The organism is Akkermansia muciniphila (assembly GCF_900184965.1).
Lineage (GTDB): Bacteria > Verrucomicrobiota > Verrucomicrobiia > Verrucomicrobiales > Akkermansiaceae > Akkermansia > Akkermansia muciniphila_A.
Genome location: NZ_FXYA01000185.1, coordinates 50,431 through 68,617, shown reverse-complemented (window position 1 = coordinate 68,617; position 18,187 = coordinate 50,431). Strand labels below are relative to the sequence as shown.

Sequence of the window (18,187 nt, the reverse complement as noted above, 5' to 3'; positions counted from 1 at the left end):
TACACATGAGGTCAATATACTATTTCTTATCTTCCATGTCGAGAGGCTGATTCCAGAATTTGCCTGGCCCGGACATGTCCCGAGTCGCGGCGAAGGGCTTCTGCAGCCGCGGCAGCGGCTTCACGATACCGCCCATTGCGGTAAAGCATCACCGCAAGAGTGAAAGGAATATCCGCATTTCCCTTATCCAGGGAAGAACAGTTTTCCAAATCTTGCAAAGCCTGCTCCAACCGGCCCACCTTTTCATTCAACAGAGCCCGGTTAAACAAAGCGCGAATAAAGGCGGGCTCTATTTTTAAAGCTTCATTAAAGGATTCCAAAGCTCCCGGCTCATCATTATTTTCAATTTGCCCCAGTCCCAGAAGATACCACAGGTTGGCATCCTTGGGAGCCATACGTACAGCCTTTTGCATCTGGGCCACTGCCTCCCGGCTGCGGCCTTGAGAAGCCAGGAAAACGGCATAATCACGGTGCACCACGGAAGAAGTGGCATCCCATTTCAAAGCTTTGGAAAACCACAATTCCGCAGTTTTCGCATCCTTGCGGCTGATGGCTATCTGGGCCAGCTTCATAGCTCCGGAAGGTTGGTCCGCCTGGTGCAAAGCGGCGGCAGTAAGCTCCCTCATTCCCGGACTGTCGGGAGGAAGGGAATCCCGCAAAGCCCACTCCGCCTGCAAGCGCACGACCCTGAACGGATCATTAAGAAGTTTGCCCGCAGCTGGACTACCCGCACGCCCCATCACTTTGGCGGCGGCAGCCCGCGTCAGAGGATCCGAGTCCTTAACCGCCGTGGCTGCCACTTCCTGAACGGAGGGTTCATGAGCCCACGCATCCATCAAATCCAACAACGTAGCGCGCCATGCGCCCACTTCCTCCCTCTTAAAACATTCCATAAGCAGAGGCAGAACATCCTCCTTCCCTTCGTAGGCATGCTGAACGGCCCGGGTCCGTTCCCTGTACTGCGCCATCTTGGGGTTAACCCCGTAATATTCCTTTACCGCCTCCGCAGCCCATTCATTGCTTTTTTCCCTGTGGCACATGGTACAGGCATTCGGAATACCCAACTCTACGCTCAGCAAAGGATCAGGAGAATTGAAAGAATGATCCCTGCGGGGGTCACGAGCCATATACAGGCTCTCCGGCATATGGCATTCCACACACCGGGAGCCCATGCTGGACTGAGGACATGGCGTATGCGCAGCCATGTCAATAACGGGAGCTTTTACGCCGTTTACCGCTTCTCCAGTACCATGGCACCTCAAGCAAAGCGTATTATCTTCTTGAGGAAGCTTCAGCGTCCCCGTATGCGGATCATGACAGTCTAAACAGGTCACCCCCGCCTTGCCCATACGGCTTAACCGCAGGCCAGTCTCGCAATAATCCTCATCCCTCTGCATGCCGTTGGGCCAGAAAACGCCGGGCTGAACGGGAAGCACCAGTTGGAAATGATTGTCAAAGCGGTCGCCTACGGCAAAATCATGATCGAATTCATCCCTTCTAGCATGGCAGGAAGCGCAGTTATCATGAATTTGCTGCGGCGTCAGCTTGTTCCTGGTGGAAATCATGCACCCCGTCCCCGCCTCCGGATTGTCCAGCAGGGGGCCGTGGCACTGAATGCAAGTCACTCCGGGCTCCGTCCAAGTAGAAGCATACCGGTCTTTAACAGGATCATAATTTTTATGGAACAGAGACATGTGGCACCACGCACACTGCGTGTTCCAATTCATGCCGCGCCCTGTCCAGTGTCCCCAGTCTCCCGGCTGACGGGCATCCTCGCCGAAAATATCAAACCATTCTTTGCGGTTCACGTCCCATGCAGCGCTCAAGGTATGAAAACCGCCGTCCCTGGCGGGAACCAGATACTGCACCAGGGGAATCCTCCCTGTGGCCCATTCCGCGCGCCAGGAAGTTGAGGACTGACTGTCATGGACCATGCGCCCGTGGCCATCCGTAGAGAATTGGAGAATGCTGCCATGGGCATCCAGCTTCATATTATGGAACGCTTCAGACTCCCACTGATCTCCCAGTTTGCGGAATGCCCAAGCATGGTCTGAACCGGCCCACTGACGGAATTCCTTTTCATGACAGGCTCCACACTGCATGGAAATGGGCACCTCATTCTGGTCCCAGTGCTCACTGCCTCCTGAAAAAACAACCGGCTGCGCCGCCGCTCCAGCGCGTTTGTCCATCCAGGCTTTCATCATCGTGCCCAGTCCAACCAAAGCCCCAAGAATAACGAGGAGAACCACCCATTTTTTCATGGAAGGGCGGTTCATAGGCGCATCGGCAGATTCAGGGGCGGACATGACGGAAATATTCTGCCATAGCATACGCGCTCCACCAAGGAACTTTTGCATCAGGCAGGGCAGCCCTGACATGCCCAGTCCGCAAACGGCAGATTATTCCTCCTCTTCCAGGGCCTCATCCTTCATCAGGGGAGTAACCCGGGTCACGGTACAGCGCTCCACACCGCCATTCTCCGTCCGGGTCACCTTGAATTCCAGCCCTCTATAGCTGACAGTATCCCCTTCCTCCGCAGGAGCCTCCAGCAAATTAAGAATCAGGCCACCTACGGTATCTATTTCCCCGTCCTCCAAATCCATGTCCATGGCTTCCCCCAATTCCTCAATGCGTGCCAGACCGGATACGTCACAGGAGAAGCCCACCGCATCTCCAGGCAGCTCCGTCAGCACTTTGATGCGGCCGCGGTCCCAGCCCATTACTTCTGAAAATACATCCGTCAGGGTCAGAAGTCCGGAAGTCCCCCCGTGCTCATCCAGAATAATGGCAAGGCGCACATTGTCCTTCCTCATGATTTCCACCACATTGTCAAACTTTACCGTTTTGGGGACCTTGGGTATGGCATGGATGTACTCAGGAGTCAGAGCCTTCCTGCGGAACATGATACGGAACAGGTCGCGGGCATGCACCATGCCCACCACATGGTCCAGGTCACCGCGGTAGACAGGGTAACGAGTACGGCGGGTGCGACGCACAATTTCCCGTATCTGCTCATGTTCCGCCCCTTCAGGAATGGCGTCTATCCTGACGCGCGGGGTCATGACCTGGTGAACATACAGATCATCCAGGTCAAACAAGCCATCCATAATTCGGCCGGATTCCTGCGGCAACGCCCCGTTTTCATGGCTCTCTTCAATAATATACTGGAGTTCTTCCGCAGAATGGTAGTGGGACTTGGATTCATTCCGGTCCACGCCCAGCAACCCCAGAAAGAAATTGCCCAGGGCATTCATGCCCACTACCAGGGGATACAGGCAGAGCTGGATCATGTACATGGGCATCGCAATCATGAGGCAAAGCTTTGCAGCATACTGAAGGGAAAGCGCCTTGGGCACCATTTCCCCAAGCACAATATGCAGGTATGTCAATACCGCCACGGACAGAATGCTGGCCGCGCCATGAGCCACCAGCCAGGAAGCCCAGCCGTACTGCGCCAGCCATTCATGAAGCCATCCGGCGACAGCATGCTCTCCATACATACCCAGCCCCAGACTGGCGAATGTAACGCCAAGCTGTGCCGTAGCAATATAGCGGTCCTGCAACCGGGGCGTTTTCAATATCAGGGAAACACGGCGCGCTACCATGTTCCCGGACACCCCCATCTGCTCCAACGCCGCACGGGGCGCGCCAAGCAAGGCAAATTCTGCGGCCACAAACAGGCCGTTCAACACAATCAGCAACAGAATAATGAAAATAGTCATCATGCGCCCACCCCGCTTTCCATGGCAGGTTCATTCTCCTTGCTCTCCGGAGGCAGCAGCAGGATGGAGGAAACGCGGTTATGGTCCATCTTTTCCACCACCAGCACGCGCCCGGCGATAATCAGGCGCTCCCCTTCCTTCGGAATGCAGGACATGTGCTTAATCACGCAGCCGCCCACCGTAGTGGCGCCATTCATCAAAAAAGGTATTAGGCATTCCACCTTATGGGCACGCATCATACCGGGGATGCGCACGGAACCATCCGGCAGGTTTTCCACTTTCTCCCCGGAACGGATGAATTCCTCATCAATATCTCCCACCATTTCACCCAGCAGACGTTCCAGCGTTACCAGCCCCACAAACTTTCCGTATTCATCCAGCACAAAGGCTTCCTTGGCTCTGTCTTCCCGCAGCCGGGCCATCAGCATCTCCACCGTCTGCATTTCCATCACGCACGGCACCTGCCTCAACATGGAACGGAGAGGAGGCAGAATCCCCTTTTCCGCATACGCGGCTACCATATCCTTGATATGCAGCATGCCAATGACGGACTCACGACTCCCTTCATACACGGGAATATGAGTATGGGGCCTGTCTGCAATCATGTCCAAAATATCTTCCTGCGTGGCATCCGCATCCAGGCAAACAAGCTGAAAACGGGGAATCATAATTTGTTCCACCGTGCGTTCCGCCAGAGACAAGGCGCTGTGCAGCCGTTCATGCTCATCCTCTTCCAACATCCCGCCCTGATGACTTTCATCCAGCAGCATATTAATCTCCTGCTGGGAGTGGATGTGCTGATGGCCTCCCGGAGGGAGACGGAACAGCTTAAGAAGCAACAAACCGCTTCCATTCAGGAAGTCAATGAACCATGCGAAGCAGGCCTGTGTCCAGCGCATGGGATAATAGGTATACAAAGCTGCCTGTTTGGGAAACTGAAGCGCCAGGGATTTGGGCATCAATTCCCCAAGAATTACCTGAAAAACCGTCAGACCGATCAGCACAACAAGGGCTGCCGCAGAATTGGCCATTACGGAATCCATCCCGCCAAACCGCTCAAACAGAGGGAACAGATAGGCGGCCAGTTCAACCTGTCCGTACGCGCCCAGAACCAGGCTGGAAATGGTAATACCGAACTGACAGGCCGCAATGTACCGGTCCAGCTCCTTGGTATTTTCCAAAATCTTAAGCAACTGAACAGCCACCCTGCTGCCGTTCTCCGCCATTTCCCGGATCATGTTGCGGCGTACGCTTACTGCAGCGAATTCTGCCGCAACATAAAAGGCGTTGACCAGAATCAGAAAAACAATAACGAAAGTGACAAAAAGAATCATGTATGGCAGGGGGGGTGTCCGCAGAACGCAACGGGCGTCCGCATCATAGGAACCGAAAAAATCCTGTCAAGAACGGGAAACAAAAAAATCTGCCATGCGGAAGGAACTCCATCCCTCCCGGTCCTTTCCGGCATTGCCAAACTTCCAACTTCCGGCATAAACAGAAAAAATTCTGGCTGATCGCTCAAGCAGTTGAACCAACTGCAAAACATCTTTCCAGCAATCGAAAAGCCCCGTTCCCGGAATAACCGGAAACGGGACTGAGAGTTTAAAGGCTCAACGAAAAACGTTATTCCGTAATGCCGGCAGCTTCTGCTTCGGCAGCCTTGGCATCGCGTAGAGCGGCACGTATGGACATTTTCACGCGCCCCTTGTCGTCAATGCCGATGCACTTGGCGGTCACCACGTCTCCAACGCTCACGACATCCTCCGTCTTGGCGGTGCGGCCTTCGGCCAGCTCGGAGATATGAATCAGGCCATCCTTGCCGGGCAGCACTTCCATAAACGCGCCAAAGGTGGTCGTGGAAACAATCTTACCGGTGTACAGTTCCCCGATTTCAATGGTCTTGAACATGCGGGTAACCAATTCCAGAGCACGGTCCAGGCCTTCCTGCTTGGCGGCGTAAATATGCACGGTGCCATCTTCCTCAATATTGATATCGGCGCCGGATTCAGCCTGAATAGCCTTAATGTTCTTGCCGCCGGGGCCAATCAGCTCGCCAATGCGGTCGGCGGGAATCTTGGTGGTCTCAATACGGGGAGCATTCGGGCTCATCTGGGCCGGAGCGGCAATGGCGTCATTCATGACCTTCAGAACATCCGTGCGACCGGCTTTCGCCACGTGAATGGCTTCCTCCAGTATGGAGAGGGGAATGCCAGGCAGCTTGAGGTCCAGCTGGTAGCCAGTCACGCCCTCCGACGTGCCGCAAAGCTTGAAGTCCATATCACCGTAAAAGTCTTCGGAACCGATGATATCCAGCAGAGTTTTGTAAGAGGTGATTTCATGCTGGTCATTCTGTTCCGTCACCAGGCCCACAGAAATACCCGCTACAGGACGCTTGAGGGGCACGCCGGCCGCCAGCAGAGACATCGTGCCCGCGCAGACGGAAGCCATGGAGGTGGAACCGTTGGATTCCATGATTTCAGAAGAGACACGAATGGCATACGGGAATTCCTCTTCGCCAGGCACGACCGGAGCAATGGAACGTTCCGCCAAAGCACCGTGGCCGATTTCCCGGCGGTTCTGACCACCGAAACGGCCAGTGTCTCCCACGGAGAAAGGCGGGAAATTGTAATGCAGGATGAAGCGCTTTTCATTCACGCTTCCCGTGTAATTGTCCATGTACTGGCGTTCTTCCATCGGAGCGAGCGTCGCCAGGCAAAGGGACATTGTTTCACCGCGGGCGAACAGCGCGGAACCGTGCACCACAGGAGGCAGCACATTGACTTCCGCGGTCAGGGGGCGCAGCTGCTTGAGAGCCCGGCCATCGGCCCGTTTGTCCTTTTCCATGATGGAGATGCGGAAGGCCTTTTTCTGAATATATTCAAAAACCTGTTCCACATCAAAGTCAGTAGCTTCCGGATGGCGTTCCTTAATGGCAGCCTCCACCTCGTCGCGCAGGGCTCCCACTTTCTTCTGGCGCTCCACCTTGGAAGGGGCATAAATAGCTTCCTCAATGCGATCGCCGGCAATTTCATAGCCGATTTCCAGCAATTCCGGCTTGGCAAGGCAAAGTTCATAAGCGCGCTTCTCCTTACCGCAAACGGCGCGGAGCTCTTCCTGCTTTTCGCAAATGACCTTCACGTTTTCCTGGGCGACACGCAAAGCGGCGATAAAATCTTCTTCCGGCAATTCATTAGCGGAACCTTCAATCATGATGACCTGGTCCTTCGTGCCGGCAAATACCAGATCCAGCTGGCTATGTTCGCGCTGGGAATTGGTCGGATTGATAACGAACTGGCCGTCAATACGTCCCACGCGCACAGCCCCCACAGGTTCGGCAAAAGGAAGGTCGGAAACGACACAAGCGGCGGAAGCGCCGTTAATGCTCAGAATGTCCGGTTCGTTTTCACCATCGGCGGAGAGCAGAAGAGTAATTACCTGCGTATCGTAGAAGTACCCTTTGGGGAACATCGGGCGCAGGGGGCGGTCCGTCATGCGGCACGTCAGGATTTCCTTTTCCGTGGGACGCCCTTCGCGTTTGAAATAGCCGCCGGGGAACATACCCGCCGCAGCGGCCTTTTCCTTATACTCCACGGACAGGGGGAAGAAGGTTTGTCCTTCCTTGACTTTGGTGGCGCTTACCACGGTCACAAGAACGACGGTATCGCCGCTGCGGACAACAACAGCGCCGTCCGCCAGACGGGCCATCTTACCGGTTTCAATCGTGATGGGATTCGTACCAACGTTGCATTCAACTGAATGTATGCTCATTATATTTTTGTCTTTCAATCACCCGCAGCCTCATCAGCCCATCCAGACCGGCTCCGGGCGGGAAGCCTGAATGGCGTCAGGTACGGGCAGTGCCTCAGGAAGATGTTATCCGCAACAGTCCTTTCCCAGAAACAGAGGGGAAATACTGTCCGCGCGGCAGGACGCGCATCCCAGATGGATCAAACGCTCCGGCCCAGTCTTACCGGCTTGACAGCCTGTGAAAATCCGAAAATTTCTCAAGGCATGCCCGACAGAAACGTTTCGGGAAACGAATCCCCAAACGTCGAATGCGAGCATAATCCCTGTCAAGGATAATGCAAGCAAATAGTTTGATAGCCATAGCAGTTCATTTCCTTCAAGAATCTTAAATATCTCATCCGCATCAGGAGCCATCCTGCTTTCATCCATATTTTCCTATTCCTTGCGCGCCTGCATCATACCTACAATAAAAGACAGGCCTTCCAAACTCTCCCGACTAAAACGCAAATCCACCATGCCGACACCCTTTCCATGACGGCATTACCGCCCCGGCAACTTCCTCCCGGAAAAGCCGTAAAAACAACGGCCGCTGCGGAAAACCGCAACGGCCGAATCAAACGGGAATATGCTCCGCCTTTTAGCGGCGAAGGCCAAGACGCTGAATCAGGCTCTGGTACTGAGCCAGATCTTCACGCTTGACGTAATCAAGAAGCTTGCGGCGCAGAGCCACCATCTTCAACAACCCGCGGCGGGAAGAAACATCGTGCTTGTTCGTGCTCAGGTGTTCCGTCAGGTGGGCGATGCGCTGGGTCAGGCGGGCGATCTGGTAGCTGGAGCTACCGGAATCCTTCTCATGCATCTTGAATTCCTGCAAATTGATTTCGTTACTCATAAGTGTTTTCCTTGAATGTATTTAGCTCGTGGCAGCGGCTAATCGACACTGTGAGGGCGCCAACTATGCACCATCCAGCCCTAAAAGCAATTCAAATTTCGTCATTCCGGGGAATTTGCCTTTGTTCCTGCGAAAGCGGCCCCTCTTCATTTTTCCCGGTATTCCAAACTTCGCGGTCCTTCTCCGTCAAGGAGCGAACCACGCGGCAGGGATTGCCCACAGCCACGACATTGGCGGGGATGTCCCTCGTCACCACGCTGCCCGCTCCTATCACGGAATTTCTTCCGATACGCACGCCCGGAGCAATCACCGCGTGACCGCCTATCCATACTCCGTCCTCAATGGTAATAGGCCGGGCAAATTCCAGCCCCTGCCGCCTCAGCTCCGGGTCTACGGGATGCCCGGCAGTATAAATGCCCACATTGGGACCTATCAGCACGTCATTGCCGATGGTAACGGCAGCGCAGTCCAGCACCACGAGGTTGAAATTGGCATACACCCGGTCCCCCAGCCGTATATTGGAGCCGTAATCACAACGCAGCGGAGGTTCCAGATAACACCCCTCTCCCATTTGGCCGAAAAGCTCCCGGGCCAAATCCCGGCGCAGACACTCATCTTCCGGAGCGGACTGGTTGTAGCGGAAAACGAGCCGGCGCGCCCTAAGCCGGGCGGCGGCCAATTCAGAATCCTGGGCATGATATAGGCGCCCGGACAGCATGTTATTCCAGTCCTTCGAGGCCATTGGATGAAGAAGAGTTCACAGCGTCCGCCTCAGAAAAAGGCAGTTGCCTGTTTTTCTGTTTTCCCACAGACGGCATGGCGGCGGCGTCCTTTTTTACGGACATTTCCGATTTTACAAGTTCCTTCTTTCCGGAGGAAGCCGAATTGGCGCCAGCCACCGGAGCGGAAGACTTGTGCACCGTCCTGAATATTCCGGACGGCTTTTTTTGAAGCTCGTGAATGTTCCAGTTTCCATCCCTGACAACCACACGGGTTCCTACGGGAGCTATTTCAAAAAGATTTTTCGCGATCAGGTGGGGGACACGGATACATCCATGGGAGGACGGATGACCGGGCAAGTACCCTTCATGAATTCCTACGGCCCCGTTCACTCTCATGAAATAGGGCATCTTGGCAGGTTCAAACCTCTCGCCGGGGCGGGGGGAATCCCTTCGTATATCCCCGTCCCGCAATTCTCCGTCAGCATTAATAAACGCGCCGTAATAAGAATGATGATCCTCATCCTTGGAAGAGATGAGGAAGTAGCCGGAGGGCGTCATGCCGGAACTTCTCCCGGAACTGATGGGAGCATACGCAATGCGGTGCGTCCCCCGGTAGATATACATCATCTGCTTTTTCTTATCCACTACGACCAGCAGCTTTCCGGGCAGCGACGGATCATCTTCCCACTTGAGCAGGTGCCCCGGAATAGTCCCCGTTTCCTCAAAATATCCCGTCATTTCTTCTACCGGCATATGGGAAGATGGAACAGGGGAAGGGGCCCTTCCCGTAGTATCGCAGGACGAAATCAAAAACGGAACGCACAGGCAGGAAACCAACGGATGGAAAAGGGATAATTTCATCTCAATAAATCGCATCACTGCGTTAGACAGCTGAAGGCCGGAAAAAAGAACCGCTTTTTGACAAAACTGTCAACTATCAATCAAAAAAATCTCTTTCCCGTTACTCCTCCCCCGTCACCACATCCGGGCGCGCCTGCCGCGCTCCCGGCCATTCCCGGTTCCATGGAGCAGGCCATGAGACCACGCCTCCGCAAAAGTACGCGCGGCATCCGCCGTGTGGGAATGCCCGTCATGCACGGGACTTTCCGCAATGGCCCCGCCTACGCCGGGAGGCCTGGACCTGTACAACTCCAGATGCTCTACACCTCCGGGCTCTTCTTCCCCGCAAATGCCTCGCGCCTTTTCCTGGGTGCGGGCATGGAAAAAACTGCGCTCCAGCAATTCCCTCAGCGTATTAATGCCGCGCCAGACATCCGTGGTTCTGGGGACGACGCGCACATTCACCAATCCCAGCCTTCCCATATTCTCCACGTAGGAAATGCCGTGGGCATCCCTCCGTGCAGCGTCATGGGGCAAAAGATGGAACGTTACCGCAACACCATAATTTTTTTCCCATTCCTTCATTCTTTCAACATAATGGGCCAGGGGCTGCTGGCTAGCGGCATAATGGTCCAGCCAGTGGAAACTGTCTCCCATGATCTGCACAAGCCAAATGGCCGTATGGTCACTCAGCCCCAGATCCCATGCCGTAAAAGTGGGAGCGTCCGGATCAGCCTCAAACTCCACCCCCACCCGCCCCCGTTCCCGCAGGGCCATGATACGGCTGCCGTAAATACTGCCTTCTTCCCCTGTAGCAAAAGCCTCCTGCGGCGTTCCCGGATACTCCTGCTTCATGGAGGAGCCCATCACCCGGGCCATCCGGGCATACCATCTCTTCTGCCCCGCATCCAGAACCACTCCGGTCTCCCGTTCCAGGGAAAGGAAATACTCGTCCAATTCCCTGCTCCATCTGCCGCGCCCCGGCAAGGTGTACTCGTCCTGGTCAAACCAGCTGAAAAAAAAGAATCTGAAATCCAAGGGGGAAAGCTCGCTTTTACCCATGTTTTCCATAGCCTGGCGCGTCAATTCGTAATTCACTCCGTACCGTCCGCCTTCATGAGTGCTTTCCTTCAGAATAAAACCGCCGGGAGGAACTGTATTGATTGCTCCCGTACGGATTTCCCTGGCCCTCCACGGGGCATGCACGGAAACATACGCCAGCTCGGAAACATGGAGAAACTGCATGGTTCCCCCTCGCAGATTCGTCCCCACCCGCACATCGCTCCCATTGGAGAAAGCCAGGCGGCTGCGCGCCAGCGTACAGGGCTGCCATTCCCCCTTTTTTTCCACGCCGGAAAGGCTCTTGATTCTCTCTCCCAGCCGGGCCAGGGCCACATCCATCGCAGAGGGGTTGGGCGGCACGTAATCCAGATGGTCCCAGGCAAAATGCAGCTTGGCCAGTTTCTGCTGGGCGTCCGGCAGGCTTTTGTCAATGATGCCGCAATGGAAATTGGACCGGAACAGGCTCATATCCAGCATCAGCATGGCCACATACGTGGAAATGCCCAACTGGCGCGCCTTCAGGATGTCATTTCTGTACCACAGCCGCTCATGCAGCCGCCGCTGCGCCCTGTTCAGGGAAAAACGCTGAAGCTGACCGGCTTTGTTCTCTATCCAGTACAGGTGTTCCAGCCTCCAAAGCTGGCTGGACAGGACGGACTGCCACGGCAGGCTCCATGATTCCGTCAAATGATTAGAATGTTCCATGTTCCTCTATCAATTCTTTCAACAAGGCCCCTTCCCTGGTCATCCCCTTCTGGGCCTCCGTCCCCTTGTCCAGGGGAAGGCGGTATGCCAGTGGATCGTTCAGCACGTGGGAAACGAACCGGAGCGTCTGCACCATCACGGGATCAAGCAAATCAAACTTTCCCTTCAAATAATTTTCACGCACGCCCAGTTCTTCATACAGCCTGACGACATCCTCCATGAAGCATCCCACAGCCTGCCTTCTGTCCCACCACCATCGTTCCTGAACATCTGCATCCCCCAGCGTTTCCAAAATCCGGTCCAGGAACCGGGTGCGGCTCATCCGTGAATCTTTCAGGGAAGGTTCCTCCCCGGCTCCCGTAAAACACTCCAGCGGAATATAGGAATCCCGTTCGGACACCGCAGGCGCTCCCCGGCTGTCCAGATAAACGCCGTTCCATGCATGCACCACATAAGGCGCGCGCGCCTGCCGTACGGGACTTTCCGGAATGCCCGGCATCAGGCGTACGGTATGCCCCGGGTCGTCCGGGTCACGGTAAATCACGCAATTGGCATACATCGCGCGCGCTTCCTCCGGCTCAGGAAGGAAGGGAAGCATGCCGCCTCTTAATTCCTCCTGCCTGCGGTCCAGAACATCAATCAGGGAAATGGCCTCATCCAACGGGAGTTCCCGTTTCCAGGCAGACGTCACCCCCGCGGGAGCCGCTTCGGAATCAATCCGGTAAATCCTCCCCTTCCAGCTAACGCCGGACTCCGTAGCTTCCGGTCGGTCTGCAAAATCCCGCCTCACGGCATCCAGGGTCTCCACAGCCCGGACCACATCCGGACGGCTGCGCCATGCGGCAGGGGCGGGAACGCCACGCCTGACGGAAAAATCTTCTTCCACATACAGGGGGGCTTCCAGAATGGGTTCCGGAAGATGTTCTCCCAAAGCCTCCAGGGAAACATCCTTCGCGCGCAGAGGCCCCAGTCCGGCTCGGAACGGCTTTTTCACCAAATGCAGGTACAGGCCGGGATGTTCCGGATCAGGCCGCCAGGAATTCAGCTGGGGGAACTCCTGAAACGCCCGGGACAGTTCCCTCATGCGGTTTTCCGCCAGCCGCTCCATCCTGCGTACGGAACCGCCCGCGTATCCGTCCAGAGCGGACAGGGAACGCGCCAGCCCCTCTTTCACGTGGTCCGGGACGGTAGACAGCAGCCGACCGGACATCAGGCTGTGAGAGTACCTCTCCACCATGGGGAGGCGGACCTCCCCTCCGGCCGGCTCCCAGGCGCGTTCAGCCCGTATCCGGTCATTCATCCCCACCGTCTCACGGAGCATGCCCATGAATTCAACGGTTTCCGGTTCCTCCTTCAGCGTTCTCTTCAGCAGCCCGGCGCGGCGCGCCAGCTCCTCCAGAGGCTCCATAGCCTTATCCGGGCTTGCTGCCCCGTAGCGCGCCCAGGAGGCTACCGTTTCCGGTACGGCGTCATGATCCAGATGGGCAAAAAAATACTCCTTGGACAGCTGGGACAACTCCTCAATCAATTCCGTTTCCCCAGAGAGCTTCCTGCGGCGCGGCACACGTTCCAGACGTTTCAACATTTCCCAAGCGTCTTCCGGGGAAAGCTGATCCGTGCGCATCAGCCGGTCCCATACGACTTCCGCCTTGTCTTCGATCAAAGCCAGGGGATTGGCCGTATTGTGAAGCCTCAGCCGGTGCATTACCAACCCCTTGGCTGAGGAAACGGGCAAATTGTCCGCATCCACGCCCAGCCTCTGCGCGTAACCTACATACTTTTCGTGAATATTCATGCGCTCCAACAGGGCGTCACGGCTCATCAGCGTTTCAGCGGCAAGACGGCCCCGGCCCGTCACCTCCAGACGATCCCCGGACCCCACTGCTCCACGCACGCCGTAACCGGCTTTCAGCATATCCGCCACCGCCATGGCCGTCAGGCTGTCATACAGGCAGGAAAGCCGCCCCCCCTGCACATTTTCCAACCCGGCTGTCAGCCGCAGATAATTGGTATCCCACTCCGGCCGCCCGTTGAGGGCATGCCATTTCCAGCTACGGATCAAATCCCTCTTGGCTGAGCAGGCGGCAGAAAACATCATGGAAACATTGGCCATCAGGTCCGCTTCCGCCGCCTCCCGAGAAGGATGCCAGTCCGACCACCTGCCATTGGGATATTTTATTCTCCACAGCCTTTCCGCCCCCTCCCCTCCGGGAGACGACTGGAACAGGCGCGGAGTCAACTGGAGAAGATTCTCCACCGTTTTCCGCGTCCCCGGATAAATACGCGGAGAAACCTGTTCCGGCCCGGCATGCAGACGCGGGGCATCCAGCACAGAGGCATAACGGGCCACATTTTCCGGCGCCACCTCCAGAAACCGGGCCAGCAGCCGCCCGTAACTCTCCACAGGCGTGTAGCCGCGCCCCACATGCACGTCAAATTCCTTCATGTTGGGAAGCACGTGGTACAGGCTGTTCACATCCGCCTGGGTTCCCCATACCATGCGGTTCATTTCCCGCAGCTCCGGACTTACCCCGTGGCGTTCCGCTCCTCCAAGGACGGCCATCATGCCGCTCATCCTGGCCAGGGCGGAGGGCAGGCCGTCCGGGTTAAAAGATTCAGACAACAAATCCGGAGCGTTCAGCAACGCACTTCCTTCCTCAAGCCACCGGCGCGCTCTGGCGCAAGCGCCTTCATCCCGGCAAAATGACTTCCATAAACGAAAAGCCACATGGCCGGACACCTCCTCATGCGGGACGCCGTGCACCCGTTCCATCACTCCTTCATAAACATTGGCTCGTGTCCGGAGATCCATATCCGCCGTAACGGCGTCCCAGTCCCTGCCGGAAAAACCCGCACGGCTTCCCGCCTCTTCCGGATAAGCCAGCAACAACATCCTGTACGGCCGATAAGCGCGCTTCTTCAGCCTCTCTTCCACAAACGCCCGGCGCAAAGCATCCGCTTGGATGTCATATTCCTCCGCATTCCTTAAACGCCATGGGATTTCCCGACCATTCCTGTTCCGGACCAGCCCCAAATCTTCCTCTTCCATACGGACCAGCGTCTCATACCAGGAAGAAAGAGCCTCCTCCACAGAAGGCCGGCCCTGCGTTCGCTTCATTTTCACGCCGGGCGCCGGTTCCGCCCCATAAACGGGCTGCCCGTCCGCTGCAGCGGCTTCCCCCACGCGGGGCAGGCCGGCACGCAGCAGCCACTTGGTTCTGGCCGCAGCATAATCCGGATGAGGAAAAAGCTTTTTCAACACCGCTTCCGATTCGGGGAAATCCCGCATCTTCCAAGGTCTTGTACGTACAGGAGAAGGCAAGTCCAAAAAATCTCTTACATCCTGCTCCGTCTTCAAAAAAGGCTCTCCGGCTTCATCCAGTGCGCGAGACCACTCCAAAGCCTTTCTGGAAATGTATAAAGACCCCCATAGCGGAGAATTCCGCAGGGACTTCTGCAACAATTCCCCGGCACGGCTTACATCCTTCTCCCGCAAAATTCGGGAAACCGTTTCATCCGGAATGCCGAATACTTTCAGCGGGGAACCGTCTCCAAGCAGCATTCCGGCATGGCGGAAATGGTTCAGGGTAATCTTTCCCGCGCCTATCAGCAGGAAAGGCATCATCATGACGGCCTCCCTCAACTGGTCATCCGCGGAAGCCTGTCTGGCCCGCCATCCCTCCCAGTCCACGCCGGACGCCTTATTTGTAAGAGCGCCCACGCCTTCCTGAATGACCATGGGCGTCAACTCCATCAATTTATTTTCCGCCTCCATCTTCACGGCATCCGCCGCAACGGCTCCCATTCCGGGAAAAAACGCACCGGAATTCCCGGATGCGGGCCTCATGGCCCGGAACGCCCGCATTCCCTGCCCCAGCATCTTCTGGCCCAGCTTCGTCATTCCAAAGGAAAGCAAGGTATTCACCCCGCCGGAGACGACAGATCCCCCCATCTGAGCATCAAACACGCCGTCCGGATTCATGCGCCGGGCCTCCGCCATATGGCGCCCCGTCTCCCCCGCCATCAACATGCCAAGCCCGGCAGGGCCGCAAAACGCCAAAGCCGTGGACGCTCCCTGCTGGGCCATATCCACCAGCATCTCCCGGAACCAGGGAGAATCCTTTCCCCCGCGCAGCGGGGCAAACTCCATCCTGGCAAAATTCCTCAGCTCTTCAAAACTCCGGGAATAATTGTCCAGCGCCTCCTTTTCCCGCCCCTCCGGCAGAAGCCATGCCGCGCCGTTTACAGCCAGCTGGGCCGCATTCTCCGCGACCTCTGCGGCGCCGCGTTTAAGCGCTCCCCCCAGGGCATCCCGGAAGGCGGGACGGGAACGCAAATAGGGAGCCATCATGCGGAACACCTTCTGACGGTCTCCATCCCCCAGGGAAGCCAGGCAATCCACGGCGCGTATGACGTCCGGAGCTCCGGCGACGGCTTGCCGGTTCAACTGCACAGCGGGAAAACTTTCTTTCGCCGGCTCATCATTGGCTACCAGCCCCTCCAATCCCTTGCGGATAATCCCGGCGGCATCCGCCAGACGGTTCCTGTCATCCAGAGCATCGGACACGGCCCGGCCCTTCAATTGCCGCGCCACAGCCTGCAACTCCTCCGGCCATAAGGAAATGGCTTCCCTTCCCCGTTCGTCAGGAACCGTCCCGCCACCGGACAGAGTACGTTCATACTCTTCCTGGTACAATTCAAACAAAGTCTCCCTCCGGGAAAGGCGCACCTGATTGTGCATGGAAACTGCCACGAATAATTCGTCATCAGACTTTCCGGACGCTCCATACTGCCGCGCCACCTGTTCCCGGATATTCTTCCAGTCCCTCCGGATGCGTTCACGGGGAATCGCCCCGGAATCCGCCACCCAGGACTGCATGACGCACGCGGCAATTCTTTCCCGGTCCGCCGTCCCAGCCGGATACATCGCCTCCGCTTTCATCCTCACTTCCCGCGGAATGGTCATCACATCCCCCGTCAATACGCTATTCCAATATTCCTCCCTTTCCGACTCCCGTTCCGGGAATTTTTCCGTACCGGAAGGTTCGGAGAGCGCCGCGTTCTCTTCCCGGATATGGCTTTCCCCCACAATTTCGGGAACCTCTTTCGGAGAACTCCCTTCCATAGGGAGCGTCTCTGCCTGTTTCCTGTCTCCATGATCCTCCATCATCACTTTCTTTCTTTTTCGTTATTCATATCTGAAAACCCCACCCAGCCGGCATCCTGAAGGCGTTTCTCTTTCTCAAAAACCTTTTCCATCTCCGCCGCCGGCTGCTCCGGGGCCCTCTTCACCGCCTCCGCCAATTCCGTCTGGACACGCTTCCATTCCTCTGCCGCGCGGGCATCATCAGGCGGCCCCCACGCGCCATTCCGGAACATGGAGGACAGGCGCCGGGAAACAGCGCGACGCAATTCGCGGGGTATTCCTGACATTACCTCGCGCCGCCGGAGCAGCCTTTCCACCTGAACGGCAGGCAAACCTGAAGTAGCCACTTCTATCAAAGCATCAGCATCTTCCTCCCCCCCGCAGTCCTCATCAATCAGAGAGGTCATGCGGCACAACAGCATATCGTCCTCCGGAATGCTGATACCGGAAAATTCCGCCGTCTGCCTCCGGTCGCGGGAAGCCGTATAACGCCTCAACTGCTCGGAACTGATCAAGCCATGCTTCTCCGCATTCGCCAATCCGTCATCCCGTAGCAACCCGCCGCCGGACACAGTGGCCGCCAGAGCATCCGCATAACGCCGCTTCAACTCCCCATACGCCGCAGCAGCCTCTTCCGCCACCTTCTTCTCCTCCGGAGTTTCCGGCATCTTCTCCTGCCGGGAAACGAGACGTACCGCAGCAGCAGGATCACGGCGAACCTCCTCCACCGCCCGATTCAGCGCTGCGCGGGAATGCGCTTCCTCCGCCATACGGGAAGCCTCGTCTCCCGTTACAAATATTCCGCTGCCCTCCCTAATCCTGCGTTCGGCCAGAGCGGCCTCTCCCTGCTCCACGGCAGACTCCACCCCCCCGGCCCAAAACCGGCGCGCCTCCTCCAACTGCCCCAGACGGGACATCTTCTGCAAATAAATGCTCCCGGCCGTCTCCAGATTCTCCCTCGCCAGGGCCACGCGCTCCCTCACCGGGCCGGACATCCGGGCAGGCAGATAGGAAGGAAGCCGTTCTGTCAGCGCCTTCTTCCATCTCTCCTGAAGGTGTTCCGAATCCCCTCCTGCTTCCAGCTCCCGCATCACGTCCTGTTCAAAACGGTACATCCCGTCACGGGCCTGCGCCCATTGGCCGGCATCCCTCACCTCCTGCATTTCCTTCAGCGCGGCTCCAGCCGCTCCGGACACATCCATCACGCCCGCCGCCAGGTCCCGCACACTGGCGGCCTGTGCTTCAAAAGCATTCAACGGAATCACGCCGGACAAATCCGGAGCCACATGCAACATTCCAAAATCCTGTATTCGTATAGCCATCGTTAACGGCTTCCAAGCTAGAGAGCGGA

Annotated in this window: 10 protein-coding genes; all 10 read right to left on the bottom strand. The window is 56.7% G+C overall.

The genetic code is table 11. From position 1 onward, the window contains the following. Nucleotides 1–26: 26 nt before the first annotated feature. The 10 genes from CI070_RS05875 to CI070_RS05820 all read right to left on the bottom strand — a co-directional run bounded on the left by CI070_RS05875 (nucleotide 27) and on the right by CI070_RS05820 (nucleotide 18,158). Nucleotides 27–2,306: a tetratricopeptide repeat protein gene (locus CI070_RS05875; RefSeq protein WP_179218579.1), complete on the bottom strand. Its 2,280-nt coding sequence runs from the start codon at nucleotides 2,304–2,306 to the stop codon at nucleotides 27–29. 93 nt (nucleotides 2,307–2,399) lie between these two features. Beyond that, nucleotides 2,400–3,725 (bottom strand): hemolysin family protein, encoded by a 1,326-nt coding sequence (locus CI070_RS05870; RefSeq protein ID WP_094137431.1) that lies wholly within the window; start codon nucleotides 3,723–3,725, stop codon nucleotides 2,400–2,402. Continuing rightward, on the bottom strand, nucleotides 3,722–5,056 hold the full coding sequence (locus CI070_RS05865) for a hemolysin family protein (protein ID WP_094137430.1): 1,335 nt from the start codon (nucleotides 5,054–5,056) through the stop codon (nucleotides 3,722–3,724). The genes CI070_RS05870 and CI070_RS05865 overlap by 4 nt, the downstream gene beginning before the upstream one ends. Nucleotides 5,057–5,345: 289 nt before the next feature. Then, nucleotides 5,346–7,490, bottom strand: a complete 2,145-nt coding sequence (locus CI070_RS05855; RefSeq protein WP_094137428.1) for a polyribonucleotide nucleotidyltransferase — start codon at nucleotides 7,488–7,490, stop codon at nucleotides 5,346–5,348. 616 nt (nucleotides 7,491–8,106) lie between these two features. Beyond that, the gene (rpsO, locus tag CI070_RS05845; protein WP_022198419.1) at nucleotides 8,107–8,361 is read right to left on the bottom strand and encodes a 30S ribosomal protein S15; all 255 of its coding nucleotides are present in this window, start codon (nucleotides 8,359–8,361) and stop codon (nucleotides 8,107–8,109) included. 91 nt (nucleotides 8,362–8,452) lie between these two features. Then, nucleotides 8,453–9,103, bottom strand: a complete 651-nt coding sequence (locus CI070_RS05840; protein WP_094137426.1) for a sugar O-acetyltransferase — start codon at nucleotides 9,101–9,103, stop codon at nucleotides 8,453–8,455. Then, a complete protein-coding gene (locus CI070_RS05835) occupies nucleotides 9,081–9,836 on the bottom strand; it encodes a L,D-transpeptidase family protein (protein WP_179218577.1) in 756 nt (251 codons plus the stop codon). The genes CI070_RS05840 and CI070_RS05835 overlap by 23 nt, the downstream gene beginning before the upstream one ends. A gap of 222 nt (nucleotides 9,837–10,058) precedes the next feature. Beyond that, nucleotides 10,059–11,690, bottom strand: coding sequence for a hypothetical protein (locus CI070_RS05830; RefSeq protein ID WP_094137424.1), 1,632 nt, complete (start codon nucleotides 11,688–11,690; stop codon nucleotides 10,059–10,061). Further along, a complete protein-coding gene (locus tag CI070_RS05825; RefSeq protein WP_094137423.1) occupies nucleotides 11,677–16,860 on the bottom strand; it encodes a hypothetical protein in 5,184 nt (1,727 codons plus the stop codon). Before CI070_RS05825 ends, CI070_RS05830 begins: the two co-directional genes overlap by 14 nt. Beyond that, on the bottom strand, nucleotides 16,860–18,158 hold the full coding sequence (locus CI070_RS05820; protein WP_143245741.1) for a hypothetical protein: 1,299 nt from the start codon (nucleotides 18,156–18,158) through the stop codon (nucleotides 16,860–16,862). Before CI070_RS05820 ends, CI070_RS05825 begins: the two co-directional genes overlap by 1 nt. Between the last annotated feature and the right edge of the window lie 29 nt (nucleotides 18,159–18,187).

Coding starts and splice junctions, on each gene's coding strand:
- CI070_RS05865 (WP_094137430.1), bottom strand. CDS start 5,056: ATGATTCTTTTTGTCACTTTCGTTATTGTTTTTCTGATTCTGGTCAAC.
- CI070_RS05855 (WP_094137428.1), bottom strand. CDS start 7,490: ATGAGCATACATTCAGTTGAATGCAACGTTGGTACGAATCCCATCACG.
- CI070_RS05870 (WP_094137431.1), bottom strand. CDS start 3,725: ATGATGACTATTTTCATTATTCTGTTGCTGATTGTGTTGAACGGCCTG.
- CI070_RS05875 (WP_179218579.1), bottom strand. CDS start 2,306: ATGTCCGCCCCTGAATCTGCCGATGCGCCTATGAACCGCCCTTCCATG.
- CI070_RS05825 (WP_094137423.1), bottom strand. CDS start 16,860: ATGATGGAGGATCATGGAGACAGGAAACAGGCAGAGACGCTCCCTATG.
- CI070_RS05835 (WP_179218577.1), bottom strand. CDS start 9,836: ATGCCGGTAGAAGAAATGACGGGATATTTTGAGGAAACGGGGACTATT.
- rpsO (WP_022198419.1), bottom strand. CDS start 8,361: ATGAGTAACGAAATCAATTTGCAGGAATTCAAGATGCATGAGAAGGAT.
- CI070_RS05840 (WP_094137426.1), bottom strand. CDS start 9,103: ATGGCCTCGAAGGACTGGAATAACATGCTGTCCGGGCGCCTATATCAT.
- CI070_RS05820 (WP_143245741.1), bottom strand. CDS start 18,158: ATGGCTATACGAATACAGGATTTTGGAATGTTGCATGTGGCTCCGGAT.
- CI070_RS05830 (WP_094137424.1), bottom strand. CDS start 11,690: ATGGAACATTCTAATCATTTGACGGAATCATGGAGCCTGCCGTGGCAG.